Genomic DNA, 19,001 nt, shown 5'->3' with positions numbered 1-19,001 from the left:
CGGATATCGGGCGCGTGCGGTGCTGATCGGCGGTTACCACGGAACCTGGCTGCCTGCGGATCGTGTCGCCGACCTGCCGCTCACTAACGCGGCGTTGCGCGCGCACGGCGCCTCGCTCGGCGCCGGCGTCCTCGCGGCGTTGCCCGCTGATTCCTGCGGACTTCGCGAGACCGCGCGGATCGTATCCTACCTCGCCGCGGAATCGGCCGGGCAATGCGGACCTTGCCTCAACGGTCTGCCCCGGATCGCGCACGCGCTCACCGTGCTGGCCGGTCCCGGCGCTCATCCCCGGGAGCGCGCCGACGTGTCCCGATGGGCGGGGCAGGTTGAGCGCCGCGGTGCCTGCCATCACCCGGACGGGAGCATGCGCCTGGTGCGCAGCGCCCTGACCGTGTTCGAAGAGGAGCTGTGGCGGCACGAGCACGGCACGTGCGTCGCGCCCAACTCCGGCGCCTTCCTTCCCTTGCCTTCACCGATGAACCCGCCGCGCACCGACGAGGACTGGCGATGACAACGAACGCAACGAGCACGGCCCCGGGCACTCGTCTGCGGCTGGACCCAACGAAGTGCAGCGGGCACGGCCTGTGCGCCGAACTGCTCGGCGAACACATCGCGCTGGACGAGTGGGGTTATCCGATCATCGCGGAGCGCGACATCCCGGCGCCGCTGCTCGCCGACGCGCGCAGAGCGGTGACCGACTGCCCGGCCCTGGCCCTGCGACTGGAAGGCGCCGCTCGCCGCTGAGCCGAACGAGAGCTCTGAAAACGGTGTCGCCGGAAACGGCAGCGCCGGAAACGGCAGTGCTGAAAACGGCAGTGCTGAAAACGCAGCGCCGGACCAGGCCGTGCGATCTGGTCCGGCGCTCCTCGACTTCTTACCTGCCTGCTCACGTGCCGGCCGGGTCTGCGCCGGCGGGAGGTCTACCAGGCGGCGCGGCTGAAGCGCTTCGGGCGCGGCGGCTGCTGCGGATGGTCCGCGATCCAGGGGCCGAGCTCGTTCGAGGACGCCTCCTGATAGGGCTCGGCGGCGAGCAGCGGCGCGGCCTTCTCGAACCGTGCCGGACCCTCGGCCCACGACTTCAGGCCCGTCTTGCCGGCCCGATACCCGAACACCGCCCGGTGCCCGTTGCCCGCCGGGGTGAACATTCCGCACACCCGCGGATCGCCGGCGAACCAGAGGCTGCCCGTGGTGCTGCTTACCGGGAAGTACAGGTGCTTGTCCTGCGGCCGCTCCTCGCGCCACCAGTCCACGATGTGCGCGGCGATCGGCTGCCTGCTCGCGGGGTCGAGCAGCAGCACCCAGGTCAGGTCGATGTTCCACTCCTTCTTCGTCCACGGCCCGGACAGGTTCGTGCCCCCGGTCAGCGTGAAGGAGGATGCGTCACCGACGCGCCAGCGGCCGCACTTGACCGGGTACTCCTGCCAGGCGTAGCGCTCCAAGAAGTACAGGTCGCGCTGGGCGTTGCTCCGCGCGACCGGGCTGTCCTGCGCGAGAGCGGCCTGGATCTGCGCGGACAGCTGCGGATCGTTGAGCGGCGACCACGACGGGAGCGTGCCGGTCACGGGGCGAGTCCTCCAAGGATCTGGCTGATCGACCTGGCCGTCTGCCCCGCGTCCTCGCTGCCCGGCGGAGGCGTGAAGGACACCGAGTCGGCCATGAGCACCATCATGGCCCGGAATCTCGGCCCGTGTGGGATGTCGGGGGTGGTGAAGTCGATCGCGACCACCTTCGTACCGTCCGCGGCCGGCACCAGCGCCTGCAGCTGGTAGACCTCGGCGTCCGGCTGCTCGTTCGGCGGCTGCCCCGGCAGCTGCGGGCGCGGCAGGGTCAGCACGCTCTCGAAGAACAGCGCCGGGCCGCGGCTGAGGTCCACCACGTCGACCTGGCCGTGCTCGCCGGCCTGCGCCCGCGCATCGATCAGGTCCTTGATGACCAGGCGCGGGTTGCGCTTGTGCGGGAAGGGCTGGATCGAGACCACCAGGCTGGACGGGACGACCGTGCCGTCCTCGGCCGTGTGCCAGCCGATGCCGCAGTACGCGCCGTTGCGCTCCTGCAGCTGCTCCAGCAGCACCATGAACGTGCCCACCACCGCGGCGAGCAGCGGCTGCTGCTCCTCGGGGGCCAGTTCACGCAGGTTCGCCTCGGCGGCGGCCAGCGTGTCGTCGATGTCGTCGAGCGGCAGCGGGAAGTAGCCCGGAGGCAGCTCGAGCCAGAACTCCAGCCGGTCCTCGCCGTCCGCGCCGGCCGGCGAGGCGTCGAGGATGTCGGTCACGGCGTTCACGAAACGGCCTGCTTCACATCGCCGTACAGGTTGCTGACCACGGACTTGGCCCGCCAGCCCAGCTCCAGGTTCCCGGAGAGCTGGGCGATCGTCTTCGCCCCGTCCACGGTGGCCACGTCGGCGATCTTGAAGATCTTGTTCGCCGCGCTCACGCCGAGCTTGACCGGCATGCTGACCGAGTGCGCCAGATTGGACGCGGTCTTGACCACGTTGCCCGCGTTCTGCGCGGCCTCGTCGAAGGCGGCGCCCGCGTCCCCGACCACCTTCGACGCCAGGGTCGGTATGGTGTCCACCGCGTCGACGCCGGCACGCACGACCCGCTCCGCTCCGCCGGCCTCCTGGACCACCTTCGCCCCGACGCCGAGCGCGACGTCGGTCTCCTTGAACGCCGAGCCGACCAGCTTGCCGCCCGGGATCAGGCTGAGCGCGTCCAGGCCCATCGTGGAGGCGTTCTTCAGGTTGTCCATGGTGAAGTGGCCGGTCAGCAGGCCGCCGACCGCGTCACGCACCTTCGGGTTGGCCAGGTCGCAGGCCAGCGCGCCGATCCCGGCGCCGATCGCCACCGCGCCCGCGATCGCGTCGATCGGCGGCGGCGTGCACAGCGCGATCAGGCCGGCCACCGCGGAGATCGTGGACAGCACCGAGTGGATCACGTTGATGTGGTTCTTCACCCAGTTGCCCACCGCGCTCAGGCCGCTGGTGAAGTCGTTCCACAGGCTGCTGAAGAAACCCGGCTTGTGCGGAGCGAGGCCCTTGGTGGCCTGCTCCAGTTCCTGCGCGTACTTGCGGGCCGCCGCCTCGTGCTGCGAGGCCAGCTCCTGCGCCCGCTTCATGACCGCGTCCAGCTCCTCGCGCGCGTTCTGCGCGGCCGCGCCCGCGTCCCGCACCGCCGCCTCGGCCTGGTCTATTCGCGCCTGCGCGGCCTGCAGCGCCTGCTGCGAGTCGAAGTACTGGCCGACCAGCTTGAGGTCAGGGTTCGCCGCGGCCTGCTTCGCCGCCTCCTCGGTGCGCTGCACCGCGGCCTTGGCCTCGGCGGCCTCCTGGTCCAGCTTCGCCGCCGTGTCCTTGAAGCCGAGCAGGTCGCCGTGCCAGCTCTTGAGCACCCCGACCGCGTTGTTCAGCGAGTCGTGCGCGTGCTGCAGGTCGGTGACCACCTTGGTGTCGAAGTGCTCGCGGAACTTGTCGCCCGCGTCGCCCTGCCATACCCCGCTGCCCGCGTCCCGCATCTGGTCGAGCAGCGAACTCGACTCCTTCATCGAGGACACCGCCTGCGCCAGGCCGGCGCTCATCGACTCCACGTCCGCCGGCACCCCGGGCACCGGGTTGAAGCCGAGATTCGGGTACGTCGTCGTGTCTTCCGCGACCGCGCTCACTTGGCCCCTCCGTGCACCGCCGCAGCCTGCACGGCCTGGTCGATCGCGCCCATGCCCTCGCTGTTGATCTTCGACATGGCCTGCTCGATGCCGTCATCGCACTGCTTGTAGGCGTCGTGCGCCTTCTTGACGCCCTCGGAGGTCTCCTTGATCGCCTGCTGGAGCTGGCCGAGGCCGTACTGCCAGGTGTGCTGGAAATCGTCGGCGGCCTTGTTCAGCGCCTCGGTGCCCACCTGCGCGGCCTGCGACGATGTCATGGCCTTGAGTGCGGACTCCATCTGGTCCCCGGCGTCGCCCAGCGTCTTGGTCATGCGCTGGAGCACGTCGAGGTCCACTTGGAAAAAGCTTCCCACCGTGTCTTGCCTCCCCGGTTCGGCTGCGGGACCCCCTCCTCGCCCGGGGAACCCAGGTAGACCTTAGACCCTCGCCCCGATGACGCGGAACCGAATCCGCAGGATCGGATTATCTGTCTGTGGATCTAACCGGTGCCTATACACGCCGCCGGTCCACACCTTCCGGATCCTCCTGCGCGGGGCGGCGTGACAAACTGGCGCCATGACGGTCAACGACGCCCGCATCGCGCCCAATCAGGCGCCCCCGCTGCAGGACTACGACGTTTTCGGCTGTGACGATGCCCTCGTCGAAGCCGTTGACCGCCACGGCGGCCGCGCCGCTCTCGACGGCCTGTCCACCCTCGGCCGCCTCGCCGGATCGCACCGCACCCTGCACTGGGCGGACCAGGCGAACACGTATACGCCGGTGCTGCGAACGCACGACCGCTACGGAAACCGCATCGACGAGGTCGAATTCCATCCGGCCTGGCACCACCTGATGGAGGTGGCGGTCTCGCACGGACTGGCCGGCGCGGCCTGGTCCGGCGGACCGGCGGCGCACGTGACCCGCGCGGCCGGCTTTATGACCTGGAGCACCGCCGAGTCAGGACACGGATGCCCGATCTCGATGACCTACGCGAGCGTCGCCGCGCTGCGCACCGATCCCGAGGCCGCGGCGATCTGGGGCCCGGGCCTCAAATCCCTGGTCTACGACTTCGGACTGCGGCCGCCCGCCGCGAAAGCCGGGCTGCTGTGCGGCATGGCGATGACCGAGAAGCAGGGTGGCTCGGACGTGCGTGCGAACACCACTACTGCCACGCCCCTGGACGCGGAGGGCGAATATCTGCTCACCGGGCACAAGTGGTTCTGCTCGGCTCCGATGAGCGACCTCTTCCTGGTCCTGGCGCAGGCACCCGACGGCCTGACCTGCTTTGTCGTGCCGCGTGTGCTGCCCGACGGCACCCGCAACCGGATTAACCTCCAGCGGCTCAAGGACAAGCTCGGCAACCGCTCCAACGCGTCGAGCGAAATCGAGTTCGACCGCACCTGGGCGCGCCGGCTGGGGACCGAGGGCCGCGGCGTGGCGACCATCATCGAGATGGTCTCGATGACCCGGCTGGACTGCGTGCTCGGCTCGGCCGCCATCATGCGCCGCGCGGTCACCGAGGCGGCTCACCACGCGGCGCACCGCCAGGCCTTCGGCTCGGCACTGATCGACAAGCCGCTGATGCGCAACGTGCTCTCCGACCTCGCGGTCGAATCGCAGGCGGCCACGGCGCTCGGCATCCGGCTCGCCGCCGCCTTCGACGCGGCGGATCCGGCCGAGCGCGCGTTCCGCCGACTCGCCGTGGCGGTGGGCAAGTACTGGGTCACCAAGCGGGCGATCGGCGTCGCGGCCGAGGCGCTGGAATGCCTGGGCGGCAACGGATACGTCGAGGAGTCCGGGATGCCGCGGCTGCTGCGCGAGGCCCCGGTCAACTCGATCTGGGAGGGGTCGGGCAACGTCAACGCCCTCGACGTGCTGCGCGCGCTGACCCGCGAGCCGGAGTGCGCCGAGGCGTTCCTGGCCGAGGCCGGCGCGGCACAGGGTGCTGATTCGCGGTTCGACGCCGCCTTCGCTCGGGTGCGCGACGACCTGACCGGCCTGGCCGGCTTCGCGGACGCCGAGTTCCAGGCCCGGCGGCTGGTCGAACGGCTCGCGACCGTGCTGCAAGGCTCGCTGCTGGTGCGTTACGCCCCGACTGCGGTCGCGGACGCCTACTGTGCCACGCGCCTGGCCGGCGAGGGCGGTCACACCTTCGGCACGCTGCCGGCCCGTACGGACACCAAGACGATCCTGCACCGGGCCCAGCCGCGGCTCGGCTGACGCGGCGCAAGTAGCGCGCCCTGGCCGGGCCGCGTGGGACGCCAGCCGGCCAGGGCGCGCACCGCTGGATCACCGGTTCGGCCCTCACCTGCGTGGCCGTGCCGGAGTGCGACCCGGCGGCGCACCCGGATGACTGGAGGGCGAGAACCGCGCAGCGGGCCGTCGCACCGGCGACGCGACCGCGCCGCGACCCCGGCCAGCAAGGAGTGCTCATGCTCAGCGACTTCCAGCGGGCGAAGCTCGAACGCCGCTTCGAACTGCTCGACATGGACGGCGACGGGTACATCACCGCGAACGACTACGACGTGGCCGCGGCGAGTGTGTGCCGCGCCTTCGACTTCGCGAAGGATTCGCCGCAGTACGAGAAGGTGCACGTGATCTATCTGCGGCTGTGGGTGGCGCTCAGCCGCCGGATGGACCAGCAGCAGACCGGCATGATCTCCCGCCAGCAGTTCGTCTCCAGTTGCGCCCGGTCCATCGTCGAGGCCGAGGAGGGCTACGACCGGATCATCGGCCCGATCGCGCTGACCATCTTCGACCTCATCGACGCCGACGACAGCGGCACCCTCGACATCGAAGAGCTCACCACCTGGTTCAACGCGTACGGCGTGTGCGCGGACGACGCGGAGCGCGCGTTCAAGGCGGTGGACCGCAACAGGGACGGCCTGCTGGACGCGAACGAGGTGCAGAACGCGATCCGCGAGTTCTACACCAGCGACGACCCGCAGGCGCCCGGCAACCTCATCTTCGGTCCGCTGCCGATCCCCGCCGCCGCGAAGAAGCGCCCTGCGACAACCGCGGCCAAGCGGTAACTCAGCGCTCGCGCGTCAGCGCGTCCGCAGTCAGCTGGCCGGGTTCGGTGTAGCCCGACAAGGCGAGGGTGAGATCGAACTCGGCCAGCAGACACCGCAGCACATGCTCGACCCCGGCCTGCCCGTCCAGCCCCAGCCCGTACGCGTACGGTCGGCCCAGCAGCACCGCCTTAGCCCCGAGCGCCAGCGCCTTGAACACGTCGTCCCCACCGCGCACACCGCTGTCGAAGAGCACTGTCAGCCGATCGCCGACCGCCTGCGCGATCCCCGGCAGCGCGTCCGCCGCGCCGATCGCGCCGTTGACCTGCCGGCCGCCGTGATTCGACACCACGATCCCGTCCATTCCGGCGTCGGCGGCACGCAGGGCGTCGTCCGGGTGCAGGACCCCCTTCAGCACGATCGGACCGTCCCAGTGCGCGCGCAGGAACTCCAGGTCCGCCCACGTCTTCGCCGGATCGGCGAACATCTGCGCGAAGTGCAGCACCGCCGCGTTCAGGTCCTCGTGCACTGGCTTGGCCAGCCCGGCCTGGAACGCCGGATCGGAGAAGTAGTTCGCGGTGCCGACCCCGCGCAGGAACGGCAGGTAGGCCTGATCGAGGTCGCGCGGCCGCCAGGCCAGCAGCCAGGTGTCCAGCGTCACGAACAGCACCCGGTATCCGGACTTCGCCGCCCGCGTCAGCAAACTGACCGTCACCTCGCGATCCTTCGGCCAGTACAGCTGGAACCACCGCTCGGCCCCCGCGGCGACGCCGTCCATCGCCTCGGCCACCTGTTCCAGCGTCGTACTCGACGCCGTGGAAAGGATGAGCGGAAGACCTTGCGCCGCGGCGGCCCGCGCAGCCGCCGGTTCCGCATCCGGATGCATGATCGACAAAACGCCCACCGGTGCCAGCGCGACCGGCGCGGGCAGCCGAGTGCCGAACAGCTCCACCGACAGGTCGCGCTGATGCACGTCGCGCAGCATCCGGGGCACGATCCGCCACCGATCCAGCGCCTCCCGGTTTGCGCGCACCGTCTTCCCGTCACCCGCCGCGCCCGCGACATACCCGACGGGCCCCGGACCGAGCCGCCGCTCGGCGACCTGCTCTAGCCGGGACAGGTCCGTCGGCAGCCGCGGAACCGTGCCGGCGATGCCGTTCAGGTAGATCTCGTACTGGAACGCGGACCAATCCTTCGCGGGTACCGGGTTCGGAGCATCGGAAGCGGTCATAGGTGAGGATGCTAGGAGGAGGTGACCGGCATGAACAGTGACGACGCCGCGTACAAGGGCATGCGCATCGAGCACGACTCGATGGGTGAGGTCCTCGTCCCCGCACATGCGAAGTGGCGCGCCCAGACGCAGCGCGCGGTGCAGAACTTCCCGATCTCCGGGATGCGGCTGGAACGGGCGCACATCGCCGCGCTCGGCCAGATCAAGGCCGCGGCCGCGGCCGCGAACGGGCGGCTGGGCGTGCTCGCGCCCGACCTGGCCGACGCGATCAGAACCGCCGCGACCGAGGTGGCCGAGGGGCGCTGGGACGAGCAGTTCCCCGTCGACGTCTTCCAGACCGGCTCCGGCACCTCCTCCAACATGAACGCCAACGAGGTGATCGCCACCCTCGCGGCCGAGCGGCTCGGCCGGCCGGTGCACCCGAACGACCACGTCAACGCGTCGCAGAGCTCGAACGACGTCTTCCCCTCCTCGATCCACGCCGCGGCCACCGGAATGCTCGTACGCGACCTGCTGCCGGCCCTCGACCTGCTGGAGAACGCGCTGGCCACCAAGGCCGCGCAGTTCGCCGACGTGGTCAAGGCCGGGCGCACGCACCTGATGGACGCCACGCCGGTCACCCTCGGCCAGGAGTTCGGCGGCTATGCCGCGCAGGTCCGCCGCTCGGTGCAGCGGCTCGAGTCCGCGCTGCCCCGCCTCGCCGAACTGCCGCTCGGCGGCACAGCGGTCGGCACCGGCCTCAACGCGCCGCCGGGCTTCGCCGACGCAGCCATCGCCCAACTCGCCGAGGACACCGGACTGCCGTTCACCGAGGCGCGCAACCACTTCGAGGCGCAGGGTGCGCGCGACGCGCTCGCCGAGTGCTCAGGCCAGCTGCGCGCCCTCGCCCTCGCCCTGTTCAAGATCTGCGGCGACCTGCGCTGGATGGGATCAGGGCCGCGGGCGGGACTCGGCGAGCTCACGCTGCCGGACCTGCAACCCGGCTCCTCCATCATGCCGGGCAAGGTGAACCCGGTGATCCCCGAGGCGGTGCGCATGGTGTGCATCCAGGTCGTCGGCAATGACGCCGCGGTCGCCTTCGGCTGCGCCTCGGGCGAGTTCGAGCTCAACGTCACCCTGCCGGTCCTGGCGCGCAACCTCCTGGAATCCATCAGACTGCTGGCTTCCTGCTCCCGTCTGCTCGCCGACCGGTGCGTATCAGGGATCGAAGCCAATGCCGAGAAGCTGCGCGAGTACGCGCAATCCTCGCCGTCGATCGTCACCCCGCTGAACCGGATCGTCGGCTACGAGGAGGCCGCGAAGATCGCCAAGCAGTCGCTATCGCAGGGCACGACGATCCGCGAGGCCGTCATCGAGCGCGGCCACGTCGACTCCGGGGCGATCAGCGAGCAACAGCTCGACGAACTGCTCGACGTGCTCGGCATGACCCGGCCGCCGAGCTGAGCGCCGGGTCAGGCGAGTACGTCGAGGCCGACCGGGGCGTTGCCGGCGGTCACGTTCACCGAGACCTTGTTCGTGTCGGCCGGCAGCGAGAGGCTCACCGCGCCGCCGTTCGCCGTGACCGTGTGCTCGACGACCGTCCACGCGTGCTGCTTGAAGCTGAACGTGGCGACCCGTACCGTCGCGTCGCCGAAGTCGCTGGCCAGCAGCATCGTCGAGGTGCCGCCCAGCACCGCGGCCGGGTTGGTGAACACCACCGGGGTGTTCGGCTTCAGGTCGACGTGCATGTCGTTCCTCCTGAGACTCGCACCGAAGGTGGTGCCGGACGCCGGATCGACGCCGGGCCAGTAGTCGGCGACCACGGACAGGTCGTAGCCTGCCTGGTTGTTGTTGTAGTACTGCTTGGCGACCGCGCCCGCGGGCAGTGTCGCGATCCCGTCGTACTGCGCGACCCAGTAGTGCGGTTCGGCCACCTTCCGCGCGCTGAACTCGGAACGCACGGTGGGCCAGGTGGACGTGTTCATGTAGACGGTCGGATCCACTCCGGCGCGCCGCCGCATGAGGACCCAGTCCACTGATTCGGCCGGGGTGGCGTTGCCGGGTTCGACATCCAGGACCTCGCCATCGTTCGTGCTCGAAAACACGGCGATGCGCACCTTCACCGACTGCGGGAACCGGGCCCAGTCGGCGGCGGACCACGCATACGCGCCGTCGACGTAGCCGGCGACGAGCTGCGCGTCCGCCGGGAGTCTGCTTGCGTCCACGCCGTCGTACATCGTCCTGGTCACGATCGCGGCTCTCCGTCCTGTCCTGCGCGCGTGGAACCGAACATGCCCACGATTCCGCTTCGCATGCCTCTTTCACACGTAAGCGCGGCGTAGCGGTTCATGGCGCGCGTCAGTGCCCGGCTATCCGCCCGAGCAGACGGTGCTGATCTCAGCGTCCAGATCCTTGGTGAACTGCGTGCCGAGCCCGGCGTCCCAGGTCTGCGTGGTCTGATTCGCCATCGCGGTGATCTGCACGCCCGCCGCCGAGTGCACCGAGGTGGCGATGACGCAGCTCATCACCCGCCAACTGACCTTCAGCCGCACGGTCTGCCCGTCGAGCACGGTGACCGGCAACGGGGGATCGGTCGTCGTCGCGCTGATGCCCGGGTTGTCCTGCGAGATGCTGTACACCGTGACGGCCGTGGCCTGCGGCGCGGAGAGCGTCAGGCTGTAGTTGAAGGTGACCGGCGTCAGCTCCATCAGGGTGTTGCCGTAACCGCCGTACGCCACCTTGAGGTCCGCTTGCGGTGACGGCTGGGTGCACACGGCCCAGCGGAGCGGTTCGCCCGCCTGCCAGGGCGTCGCGTCGGGCGGGAGGGAAAGTTGCACCGAGCGGGAGTTGCCGTGCGCGGTGAATCCGGTCAGCCCGACCGTGTGCGTGACCGCGGGCTCGCCGCGGTTCGAGCAGTCGTAGCGGAACGGGACGGTGACCATCTCGACGTCGCGCGGCGAGAGCGCGATCGGCGTGATCGCCGTGCCGAGACCGAACGCGGACTGCTGGGGCGAGCCGACCTCGAACTCGGTGACGCCGGGTGCCTCTTCCGCCTGGCTGAACCTGATCAGGCCCGGCTGGTAGATCGCGACCCCGGTCAGTTCGACCATAGTCGAGCCCATGTTCTGCACGGCCATCTGCAAGTCGATGCCGGAGGCGTCCTGTCGCAGCTCGTACTGCGCGGAGATCAGCGTCAGAGTGAAGTCGTCGCCGGTCTTGTCCTGCTGCCGCACGACCGCGTACGCGCCGCCGGCGACCGCGAGGATCAACACCGCGAGCAGCACCGTGACAGGCGTGACCCAGGCCTGCGCCCGGATCCGGTCGCGCAGCGCGCGGCCCGGCAACTGGACGCGACGGCGCGGCGGCTCAGCGCCCACGGCCTCCACGCCGGATGCGTCATCCGCTGCGGCCTCGGTGCCGGTCTCTGGTTCCGGCTCGGATTCTTCATCCGAGCCGAGGAACTCGACCTCGGAGATTCCCACGCTCCCCAGTGTCTACTGCACGCGCGCTTGCGGGTACTGCCCGGCGAAGTTTCTGCTCGCCGCTGCTAGAAGCCGCCGTCCGACACGATGCCGGCCCGGATCGCGCGCTCGCGCCACCGGTCCAGCGCGGTGGGCAGCCGCACTTCGGCGTCGTGTCCGGGGGCGGCGAGGATGACGTGCGAGACGCGTCCGGCCAGCCGGATCGTCTGCGCGAGCGCGACGGTGTAGCCGGCCCGAGCGAGTCGTGACGGGACGTCGAGATCCGCCTCGGCCACGGTGCAGATCCGGCCGTGTGGCGCGAGAGAGCCGGGGATCGCCCGCCAGAAGGGGTCGAGCGTGTCGGCCAGCGTCCCGGCCGCGCCCACGGCCCGATTCCAGGGCGGGTTGGTGACGAGCAGGTCGAACCGGCCGTCGGCCCACACCGGCCGCCCGGCGTCGGCGAGGATGAACCGGGTGTGTGACGAGACCCGGGCGCGTGTCGCGTTCGACCGGGCGTTGGCCAATCGCTCCGGGTCGAGGTCGGCGGCCACGAGGCGCGTGCCCGGGAAGGCGTGCGCGGTCTCGATCGCGACGGTGCCGTCGCCGCAGAACGGATCCAGCGCCGTGTCCAGCGGCCCTTGGCCGCCGATCCGGGCGAGCGCGGCGGCCAGCGGCGGGTGCAACGTTCCGGGACCGGTGTCCAGCTTCCACGGCCGTCGGTGCAGCGGCTTGCGCGAGAGACGCAGCGCCACGTCGACCGTGTCGCCGGTCAGCGAGAGCCGCACCGTGAACTCGGCTTGCGCGGCTTCGGGCGTGCGGCCGAACCCCGCCGCGGGATTGCGCGAGGCGTACCGCGCGCCGACTGCCTTGGCCACGATTTCGCCGGCGACGTCCTCGACCATGAACCGGTTGTAGTTGCGCCGACCGAGCAGGCTCACGACGACGTCGAACGGGAGCGCGCGCAGATCGTCGCCGTCATCGCCGCGCGCCCGCTGCACGAGGGCCAGTCCCGTGCCGAAGTCGATTTGTGACAGCTGCCGGGAAAGCTCGGCCACGGCCGCGCGGGTGTGGTCGATGCCGTGCAAGGTGCCCAGATCGAGCAGCACGTCGTCGGCGGTGCGCAGGTCCAGCCAGCCCGCGTCGATCTCGGTCGTCTCGAAGGAGACCTGCCGCTCGGCGAAGCTGAGTTTCTGCGCCGCGCCGTCCGCGACGCCCGCCACTTCGGCCGCGAGAATCCACTCAAGGCCGCGGACGCAGCGGGCGGTAAGGCGGAAGGTCACGCAGCACATGGTACGGGCGGCGCCCGGCAGGGCGCCGCCCGTGAGTGCTTACCGCCTGGTGAGCGACTACTTCGCGATGGCCATCGCCTTGGCGAGTCCGGCGATCGCGGCAGCCGGGTCGCCGATCAGCAGCGCATGCTCGGCGTCGGCTGTGCTCGCCGCGGTCTTCGTCATGGCCGCCGCTCCGCCCGCGGTGATGGTCTGCTGGGCGAAGTCGCGCACCACCGAGACGAGCAGATTCGCGTTCTGCTCGGCCGTCGGGGAGGTGCCCGAAACGGCGGGAGATGCGAGAGCGATCAGAACGAGTGCGACCGTTTGGTTGCGCACGGAGCCGTCCGCGTTCCAGTTGCCCTTGGCGGCTAGCAGCGCGGTAAGGGATATCGCGCCAAGCTGTGCGGTGAATCCAGGCTGCTTGACCAAAGCATCGCGCACTGCGGTAACGCGGGCCTTCTCCGAGTCGGTTCGCAGGCCCCAGCCATACGGGTACAGCGGGTCGTACGTGCCTGTGGTGCGCGGAATGCCGACGTCCACAGGCGTCGTGGTTGTGTCCACCTGCTTTGCCCAGGAGTCCGGGAGTCGGCCGGTGAACAGGGTCTTGCCGAACAGCGTGTCGGCGACGCCCTCGCCCTCCGAACCGGGCAGCCACGAGGCGACGATCGCGTTCGCCTCGGCCTGGATCGGCGCGATGTTCATCGGCCGGCCGGAGACGACCAGCACGACGCACTTCATCGCCGCGCAGACCTTGTCCACCGCGTTCTTGTCGGCCGCCGTGAGGTCGAGCGTGTGACCGTTGCCGACGTCGCCGACGCCCTCGGCGTACGGGGTTTCGCCGACCACGACCACGCCGACGTTAGAACCCGTCATCGGTGCGGAGGCGTCTTGCGAATAGGTGATGTGGGCGTTCGGAGCGTCCGCCTGCATGCCCTGGTAGACGGTGGTGCCGACGTCGGTGTTGCCCGAGGCGCCCTGCCAGGTCACCGTCCAGCCGCCGAGCTGGTTGCCCAGGTTGTCGGCGTTGCTTCCGGCCAGGTAGATGTCGGCGGTGGGGGAGAGCGGGAGTGCCGCGTCCGCGTTCTTCAGGAGAACTTGCGACTCGGCCGCGGCCTGACGGGCCACGGCCCGATGTGCGGCGTTGCCGATCGTCGAGGCGTTGGTCCGGTCCGCGTACGGCTGCTCGAACAGGCCGAGCCGGAACTTCTGGGCCAGGATCCGGCTGACCGCGTCGTCGATCCGCGACTGGGCCACCAGGCCCTTGCTGACGAGGTCCTTCAGGTCGTTCTCGAAGGTGGTGTACTGGTCCGGGACCATGATCATGTCGAGGCCGGCGTTGATCGAGGTCTCGACGTCCTGCTCGTAGTTCGGGCCGAGCTGGTTGATCGCCTGCCAGTCGCTGATCACGAAGCCGGAGAAGCCGTACTGCTGCTTGAGCACCCCGGTGATCAGATCGGCGCGGGCGTGCATCTTGATCGGCGCGGTGTCCTGGCCGATGATCTGCAGGCTCGAGTAGGACGGCATGACCGAGCCGAGGCCGTGCTGTTGCACCGCGGCCTGGAACGGGGCGAGGTACAGGGCTTGAAGCTGAGCCTGCGTCACCTGCGTGACGCCCTGGTCGATCTTGTAGCTGCCGGTGGTCGAGGAGCCGTAGGTCGTGCCGCCGTCGCCGACGAAGTGCTTCGCGGTCGCCAGCACGCTGGTGTTCTTGCTGAGGGCAGTGTTTCCAGAACCATCGCCGCCCTGGAGGCCGTCGATGATGGTCTCCATCTGGGTGACCAGCGCCGGGTCCTCGCCGAAGGACTCGTAGGTGCGGCCCCAGCGCTCGTCCCGCGCCACGCAGAGGCAGGGGGAGAAGGCCCACGTGACGCCGGTCGCTCGGGTCTCGGTCGCGGTGATCTGGCCGTCCTGCTTCACCAGCGCCGGGTCACGGGTCGCGCCCATCGCGATGTTCTGCGGGAAGACCGTGGCGCCGACCAGGTTGTTGTCTCCGTGCACTGAGTCCTCGCCGTAGATCAGCGGGATCTGCAACGGGGTGGCCTGGGCGCGGGCCTGGAAGGAGTCGATCATGTCGGCCCAGGCCTGCGGGGTGTTCGGGGTCGGTGTCGAGCCGCCGCCGCTGAGCAGCGAGCCGAGCGCGGCCGTGGTGATGTCGGACTGATGTGCGAGGTCGCCGCGCTCCGCCTGGGTCATCTGGCCGATCTTCTCCTCCAGCGTCATCCGCGAGAGCAGGTCCTGCACTCGGGTGGCGATGGGAAGCGAGGAGTCGAGATATGGCAGGCCGTGCGCGTTGATGACTACCACCGGGTTGTCGGCAGTGACGTCGGCGCCGGCGGGCGTGAGCTGGATCGGGATCGCTTTCGCGGTGGAGGCGGTGGTGTTCGGCAGGGTTTGCACGGTGAAGGACTGGGTGCTGCCTGAGGCCGAGCCGGTCGCGAAGGTGAGGCTGCCGGTGGTGTCCGTGTAGTCGGTTCCTGCGGTCGCAGATCCACCGCCGAGCGCGTAGTTGACGGTCACGTCGTGATCCAGCGCTTTGCCGCCGTCGGTCGTCAGTGTGACGCCGACCGTCGCGGTGCCGCCGGGGTTGACCGCGTAGACCGCCTGCGCGGTGCTCACATGGGCGCCAAGTGTTCCGGTGTTGATTCCGTAGACGGCGAACTGGTCGACGTCGAACTCACCGTTCGCCGAACCGGCCGGCTCGGTCAGCGCGAAGCCCCGCATGGTGGTCAGGTCGATCGTGGTGTTGCCGGGAGCGCCGGAGGGCTGGTAGTCGGTGCGCCGCTTGAGCGAGGAGAACGGCACCTGGATCAGGTGCCAGCCCTGCCAGTCGTCGGTGAAGAAGGTCTGCCACAGTTCGGCGTGCTCGCCGTCGGCGCCGCCCATCTTCACTTCGAACTCGTACTTGGGCCCGGAACCCGGCACCGCGTCGTTGCTCGGATTGTGGCCGTAGAACCAGAACTCGATGCCGGCGTACGGGCTCCAGTCCTGCGGTGTGTTCGTGGCCAGGTCGTAGCTGAAGCCGCCGTAGCTGGTATCGGAGACCCAGGTGCCGCGCAGCGCGTGGTTGTTCGTGACGCCGGGCCGATCGAGTTGGGCGATGCTCAGCGTGGGGGTGCTGCCGGTGTCGCCGCCCCAGGAGAACGCGCCGGTGTTCGCGAGCGCGCCATTGGTGTCGGTGATCGGGTTCGCGCCCTCGAAGTCCTGGATGATCTGGAGCGACTGGTAGACCTGGAAGTCGTCGAACTCCAGCGTGTTGGTGGAGCCGCCGGGCAGGTTGACCGCGTAGCCCCACATGGCGGTCAGCGAGATCTGCGCGGAGTTCGGGGCGCCGGAGGGCTGGTAGTCGGCCCGCTTCTTGAGATTCGCGAAGCCGATCTGGACCTTCTTCCAGCCGTTGACGTCGTCGGTGAAGAAGGACTGCCACAGTTCGGCGTGCTCGCCGTCCGCGCCGCCCATCTTCACCTCGAACTCGACCTTCTGGCCGGAGCCGGTTCCCTTGACCCAGAAACTGAATCCGTCGTACGCGCTCCAGTCCTGAGCGGTGGCCAGATCGTGCGAGAACCCGCCCCAACCGCTGATCTTGTAGGCGACTTGCAGCGCGTGGTTGCCGCTCGCGGCGCCGGGCCGGTCGGCGGCGGCGACCTGGGTGAGCGTGGGGGTGGAGGCGGCGTCGGAGGAGAAGGTGAAGATGCCCGGGTTGCCGCTGCTGAACGGGACCGTGCCCTCGAAGTCGTCGATCGTGGCGACGGCGCCGTCGGTGGGCACCGGGTTGTTGTTCAGGATGCTGACGGTCGTGGTGGCGCGCGGGCCGATCGAGGTGCCGGACGGGCTCGCGTTGGCGAGGGTGACGCTGAAGGTCTTGGTGGGCGCGTGCAGCGCGTTGGGAAGAGCGGTCAGATGAATGCTCTGCGAGGTCTGACCGGGGGCGAAGGTGAGCGTTCCGGCGGCCGTGGCGTAGTCGGTACCTGCGACGGCGGTGGCGTCTGAAGTCGCGTAGTCGACGGTGACCGGTACGGTCGCGGCCATATTCAGCTTCACCGGCAGATCGATCGACGTGCCCTGCTGCAGAGCGAGCGTGTCAGTGCTCGTGCTCACGGCTTCCTGGGTGAAGTGCCCGAGCACCTGGAACTCATAGATCGAATACCCGTACTGCGCGCCGCCGATGGTGGTGCGCGCGGTACCGGTCAGCCGCACGTAGCGGCCGGTGGTGCCGGACGGCACCGAGACGGACTCGGTGCCGCCGGCGCCCGACGTGGTCGCGTAGACATGCGACCACGTGGTCGCGTCGCTGGAGACCTCGATGTGATACGCGGTGGCGAAGGCGGCTTCCCACTGGATGGAGAAGCCGCTGATCGCCGCGTTCGCGCCGAGGTCCAGTTGCAGCCATTGCGGATCGCTCCACGCGGAGGACCACCGCGTGGTGGAGTCGCCGTCCACGGCGGCGGAGGCCGGGGTGTCGGCCCCCTGTACCGAGGAGGCGGTGGCCTCGGCGCCGAGCGCGATGTTCGTGTCGGCGGTGGTGTCGGCCAGAGCGGTCCGCTGGAATCCCAGCCCGAGCAGACCTGCGAGCAAGGCGAGCACCGCCGGGTACACGGTCACTCGCCGCCGGGCGCGGGATCGGCTGCGATCAGCGACGCGGGAGAACATCAGGGCAGATTCCACTTCTGGTTGGAGTTGCCGGTGCAGTCCCAGATCTCGGCCTGGGTGCCGGAGCCGCCCCAGCCCGTGTCATCAAGGCACTTATTGGACTGTGGGTTGTAGAGCGACCCGTTGGACTGCGGGATGAAGACCTGTGCGGCCGTGTTATTGCAGTCGTACAGGTCCACTGTTGTGCCGTCGGCTGTTCCGCCTCCGTTGATGTCGAGGCACTTGCCTAGGGCATGCAGCGTCGTGCCGGCTTGGACGAAGGTCCACTGCTGCGCGTTCGTTCCGTTGCAGGTGTAGACCTGGACCGGCGTGAAGTTGGCGGTGTTGGCGCCGCGCACGTCGAGGCACAGTCCGTTGTAGGCGAGGGTGACCGGGCCGGAGCCGGGCGGCGGCGGGGGCGGGCTGCCGCCGTTGGTCGTGTACGCCGCGACGTAGTCGACCTGCATCGTGCCGCCCGAGGCGGTCGAGCCGGTCGGCGTCGTGCAGCCGCACACGCCGTTCGGGTAGCCGCCGCCCATCGCCAGGTCGAGGATGATCGACTGGCCGTGGTCGAAGGCCTGCTGCCAGGTCGAGGTGCCGACCTGTCCCTCGGTGACGGTGAAGTAGGAGTTGCCGTCGAGGTAGAAGGTGATCGACTCGTTCGAGGTGTTCGTACGGTCGAGGATCATCGAGTAGGTGTGGAAGCCGGACTGGCAGCCGCCGCAGCCGCGCAGCCCGCTGCCGATCCCGTTGGTCTCGTTGCACGGGCCGCCGGGGTCGACGCCGCAGTGCACGGTGCCGGACACCTCCGACAGGGCATTGACATCCTCCATGATGTCGATCTCGCCGTTCTCAGGCCACTGACCCGGGCCGAGCATCCAGAACGCCGGCCAGTAGCCCAGGCCGCCGGTGGGCTGCTGGATGGAGGCGGTGACCTCCAGCTTGCCGCCGGCCGGGGCGCCGTACGTGCCGTAGGTCTGCACGCGGCCGGAGGTCCAGTTGCCGCCGTTGTTCAGGGCGGTGATGTCCAGGTTGCCGTTGCCGTCCAGGTGGACGTTGGACGTGGAGCTGGTCATGTTCTCGATCTCACCGGTGCCCCAGACGCCCTGGCCGGTGTCGTACTGCCACTGGCCGTCGATTCCGCTTCCGGAGCCGCCGTTGAAGTCGTCGCTGAACACGGTGGTCCAGCCCGAGGGCGGGCCGGGCAGCGCGGCGTTCGCCTGGGTGGTCGCGACGGTGAACAGCCCGACCAGCGCGACCGCCGCGCCGGCGGCGGTCAGCCGGAACCAGCGGCCGGGCAGCAGCAGCCGCCGGCGGGTACGGGTGGGTGAGGTGGGTACGGCGGGGTCAGGGGGAGTGGCGCGACCTCGCGTCTCTTCGATCATGGCATGCGACCTCTCGCGTTGGACGCCTGCGCCCGTCCGGCCGCGCCGAGCCGTCAGGGCGAAATATGGGTTCTGTGCGCTCGCGGTATGGCCGGGCCGCGCTTGGAAACGTTTCCGAGCCGTTGCCGACGCCTCAACCGCTGAGCTTCGGGGTGGTGGTTGGGAGTATGTGGTCGCCGACAACTAACGTCAAGGGAGTGGTGTTCGCGCGGCCCGCGGCCGAATATCCGGTCGAACGCTTGTCCGTTCGGGCGGGCAAAAACCCGAATGCCGTTCACGTTTCCGGCCCGGTGATCGGATTCGGCGCAGAGTAAAGCGACACTGCGGGCATAAACTCAGATTACGTACACACAAGCCGCAATTACCGCAGTACGGCTAATTTCCCGGCTTACTTGACGGCGCCA

15 protein-coding genes are annotated in these 19,001 nt (G+C 69.6%); 5 read left to right on the top strand and 10 right to left on the bottom strand.

The features are described from left to right. Positions 1–511: NADH-ubiquinone oxidoreductase-F iron-sulfur binding region domain-containing protein (locus VFA06_RS17705; RefSeq protein ID WP_324841711.1), on the top strand; the 511-nt coding region annotated here is incomplete at its 5' end. After that, positions 508–744, top strand: coding sequence for a ferredoxin (locus VFA06_RS17700; protein WP_324841710.1), 237 nt, complete (start codon positions 508–510; stop codon positions 742–744). The genes VFA06_RS17705 and VFA06_RS17700, both read left to right, overlap by 4 nt. Before the next feature lie 176 nt (positions 745–920). Here VFA06_RS17700 and VFA06_RS17695 read toward each other — a convergent pair whose 3' ends face one another. The 4 genes from VFA06_RS17695 to VFA06_RS17680 are packed head-to-tail and all read right to left on the bottom strand — an operon-like array spanning position 921 to position 4,007. After that, positions 921–1,562 (bottom strand): hypothetical protein, encoded by a 642-nt coding sequence (locus VFA06_RS17695; protein ID WP_324841709.1) that lies wholly within the window; start codon positions 1,560–1,562, stop codon positions 921–923. Continuing rightward, the gene (locus VFA06_RS17690) at positions 1,559–2,281 is read right to left on the bottom strand and encodes a hypothetical protein (protein WP_324841708.1); all 723 of its coding nucleotides are present in this window, start codon (positions 2,279–2,281) and stop codon (positions 1,559–1,561) included. Before VFA06_RS17690 ends, VFA06_RS17695 begins: the two co-directional genes overlap by 4 nt. After that, positions 2,278–3,654: a hypothetical protein gene (locus VFA06_RS17685; protein WP_324841707.1), complete on the bottom strand. Its 1,377-nt coding sequence runs from the start codon at positions 3,652–3,654 to the stop codon at positions 2,278–2,280. The genes VFA06_RS17690 and VFA06_RS17685 overlap by 4 nt, the downstream gene beginning before the upstream one ends. Continuing rightward, on the bottom strand, positions 3,651–4,007 hold the full coding sequence (locus VFA06_RS17680) for a DUF6317 family protein (RefSeq protein WP_324841706.1): 357 nt from the start codon (positions 4,005–4,007) through the stop codon (positions 3,651–3,653). Before VFA06_RS17680 ends, VFA06_RS17685 begins: the two co-directional genes overlap by 4 nt. 202 nt (positions 4,008–4,209) lie before the next feature. Here VFA06_RS17680 and VFA06_RS17675 point away from each other — a divergent pair, with 202 nt between their 5' ends. Together VFA06_RS17675 and VFA06_RS17670 are read left to right on the top strand one after the other, a co-directional pair. Then, positions 4,210–5,853, top strand: coding sequence for an acyl-CoA dehydrogenase family protein (locus VFA06_RS17675; protein ID WP_324841705.1), 1,644 nt, complete (start codon positions 4,210–4,212; stop codon positions 5,851–5,853). Between the two features lie 212 nt (positions 5,854–6,065). Further along, the gene (locus tag VFA06_RS17670; RefSeq protein WP_324841704.1) at positions 6,066–6,665 is read left to right on the top strand and encodes a hypothetical protein; all 600 of its coding nucleotides are present in this window, start codon (positions 6,066–6,068) and stop codon (positions 6,663–6,665) included. Between the two features lies 1 nt (position 6,666). On the opposite strand, the gene VFA06_RS17665 is transcribed toward VFA06_RS17670, so the two are convergent. Continuing rightward, positions 6,667–7,875, bottom strand: a complete 1,209-nt coding sequence (locus VFA06_RS17665) for a lactate 2-monooxygenase (RefSeq protein ID WP_324841703.1) — start codon at positions 7,873–7,875, stop codon at positions 6,667–6,669. Positions 7,876–7,905: 30 nt separating this feature from the next. Here VFA06_RS17665 and VFA06_RS17660 point away from each other — a divergent pair, with 30 nt between their 5' ends. After that, on the top strand, positions 7,906–9,318 hold the full coding sequence (locus VFA06_RS17660) for a class II fumarate hydratase (protein ID WP_324841702.1): 1,413 nt from the start codon (positions 7,906–7,908) through the stop codon (positions 9,316–9,318). A gap of 8 nt (positions 9,319–9,326) precedes the next feature. Here VFA06_RS17660 and VFA06_RS17655 read toward each other — a convergent pair whose 3' ends face one another. From VFA06_RS17655 to VFA06_RS17635, 5 genes are all read right to left on the bottom strand, one after another. Next, positions 9,327–10,103 carry a hypothetical protein gene (locus VFA06_RS17655; protein WP_324841701.1) on the bottom strand — a complete coding sequence of 259 codons (777 nt, stop codon included), beginning with the start codon at positions 10,101–10,103 and terminating at the stop codon, positions 9,327–9,329. 120 nt (positions 10,104–10,223) lie between these two features. Beyond that, positions 10,224–11,336, bottom strand: a complete 1,113-nt coding sequence (locus tag VFA06_RS17650) for a hypothetical protein (RefSeq protein ID WP_324841700.1) — start codon at positions 11,334–11,336, stop codon at positions 10,224–10,226. A 65-nt stretch (positions 11,337–11,401) separates the two neighbouring features. Next, positions 11,402–12,595 (bottom strand): methyltransferase, encoded by a 1,194-nt coding sequence (locus VFA06_RS17645; protein ID WP_324841699.1) that lies wholly within the window; start codon positions 12,593–12,595, stop codon positions 11,402–11,404. A 66-nt stretch (positions 12,596–12,661) separates the two neighbouring features. Next, a complete protein-coding gene (locus VFA06_RS17640) occupies positions 12,662–17,233 on the bottom strand; it encodes a carbohydrate binding domain-containing protein (protein WP_324841698.1) in 4,572 nt (1,523 codons plus the stop codon). Then, positions 17,233–18,597 (bottom strand): ricin-type beta-trefoil lectin domain protein, encoded by a 1,365-nt coding sequence (locus tag VFA06_RS17635; RefSeq protein WP_324841697.1) that lies wholly within the window; start codon positions 18,595–18,597, stop codon positions 17,233–17,235. Before VFA06_RS17635 ends, VFA06_RS17640 begins: the two co-directional genes overlap by 1 nt. Positions 18,598–19,001 lie beyond the last annotated feature (404 nt).

Origin of the sequence: Actinocrinis sp. (assembly GCF_035653575.1) — a bacterium.
Classification (GTDB): domain Bacteria; phylum Actinomycetota; class Actinomycetes; order Streptomycetales; family Catenulisporaceae; genus Actinocrinis.
Note: the sequence above shows the minus strand (reverse complement) of the source record. Positions and strands in the feature narration are given on the sequence as shown.